At 59.2% G+C, this 1,404-nt stretch carries 1 protein-coding gene; it reads right to left on the minus strand.

Annotation, left to right across the window (positions count from 1 at the left end; genetic code table 11):
- Positions 1-178 precede the first annotated feature (178 nt).
- The gene (gene intI1, locus PG899_RS24010; protein WP_000845048.1) at positions 179-1,192 is read right to left on the minus strand and encodes a class 1 integron integrase IntI1; all 1,014 of its coding nucleotides are present in this window, start codon (positions 1,190-1,192) and stop codon (positions 179-181) included.
- Positions 1,193-1,404: the final 212 nt, after the last annotated feature.

The following is a 1,404-nucleotide window of genomic DNA, read 5'->3' on the forward strand; positions in this document are numbered from 1 at the left end:
CTGAACGTCAGAAGCCGACTGCACTATAGCAGCGGAGGGGTTGGATCCATCAGGCAACGACGGGCTGCTGCCGGCCATCAGCGGACGCAGGGAGGACTTTCCGCAACCGGCCGTTCGATGCGGCACCGATGGCCTTCGCGCAGGGGTAGTGAATCCGCCAGGATTGACTTGCGCTGCCCTACCTCTCACTAGTGAGGGGCGGCAGCGCATCAAGCGGTGAGCGCACTCCGGCACCGCCAACTTTCAGCACATGCGTGTAAATCATCGTCGTAGAGACGTCGGAATGGCCGAGCAGATCCTGCACGGTTCGAATGTCGTAACCGCTGCGGAGCAAGGCCGTCGCGAACGAGTGGCGGAGGGTGTGCGGTGTGGCGGGCTTCGTGATGCCTGCTTGTTCTACGGCACGTTTGAAGGCGCGCTGAAAGGTCTGGTCATACATGTGATGGCGACGCACGACACCGCTCCGTGGATCGGTCGAATGCGTGTGCTGCGCAAAAACCCAGAACCACGGCCAGGAATGCCCGGCGCGCGGATACTTCCGCTCAAGGGCGTCGGGAAGCGCAACGCCGCTGCGGCCCTCGGCCTGGTCCTTCAGCCACCATGCCCGTGCACGCGACAGCTGCTCGCGCAGGCTGGGTGCCAAGCTCTCGGGTAACATCAAGGCCCGATCCTTGGAGCCCTTGCCCTCCCGCACGATGATCGTGCCGTGATCGAAATCCAGATCCTTGACCCGCAGTTGCAAACCCTCACTGATCCGCATGCCCGTTCCATACAGAAGCTGGGCGAACAAACGATGCTCGCCTTCCAGAAAACCGAGGATGCGAACCACTTCATCCGGGGTCAGCACCACCGGCAAGCGCCGCGACGGCCGAGGTCTTCCGATCTCCTGAAGCCAGGGCAGATCCGTGCACAGCACCTTGCCGTAGAAGAACAGCAAGGCCGCCAATGCCTGACGATGCGTGGAGACCGAAACCTTGCGCTCGTTCGCCAGCCAGGACAGAAATGCCTCGACTTCGCTGCTGCCCAAGGTTGCCGGGTGACGCACACCGTGGAAACGGATGAAGGCACGAACCCAGTGGACATAAGCCTGTTCGGTTCGTAAACTGTAATGCAAGTAGCGTATGCGCTCACGCAACTGGTCCAGAACCTTGACCGAACGCAGCGGTGGTAACGGCGCAGTGGCGGTTTTCATGGCTTGTTATGACTGTTTTTTTGTACAGTCTATGCCTCGGGCATCCAAGCAGCAAGCGCGTTACGCCGTGGGTCGATGTTTGATGTTATGGAGCAGCAACGATGTTACGCAGCAGGGCAGTCGCCCTAAAACAAAGTTAGATGCACTAAGCACATAATTGCTCACAGCCAAACTATCAGGTCAAGTCTGCTTTTATTATTTTTAAGCGTGCA

The organism is Aeromonas sp. QDB39 (assembly GCF_027707585.1).
GTDB classification, from domain to species: domain Bacteria; phylum Pseudomonadota; class Gammaproteobacteria; order Enterobacterales; family Aeromonadaceae; genus Aeromonas; species Aeromonas hydrophila.